Source organism: Arthrobacter sp. Y3221157 (genome assembly GCF_059089865.1).
Window position 1 is genome coordinate 1 of record NZ_JBNHFD010000271.1, and the last position, 201, is coordinate 201.

The 201-nt window shown below is 63.2% G+C and carries 1 protein-coding gene; it reads right to left on the minus strand.

What is annotated here, in order from left to right; genetic code table 11:
* A partial coding sequence (locus AC5RTT_RS20970) for a hypothetical protein (protein WP_494146749.1) occupies positions 1 to 201 on the minus strand: 201 nt, incomplete at both ends.

Consider the following 201-nt stretch of genomic DNA (forward strand, 5'->3'; position numbering starts at 1 on the left):
GCTTCTCGCCGCCGATGAGGGACTTGGAGGAGTCGCTGAGCTCCTTGAAGCTCTTGTTCTGCTCGTAGCCGGCGGCGATGTCGGCCAGGCATTCCTTGTCGACCCCGGCGTTGAAGTAGTCCATCCGGGCCTGGGCCTCTTCGTCGGTTTCGCCCGGGATGACGGTGATCAGGCCGTAGGTCTTCAGGTTCGGCTTGCCCA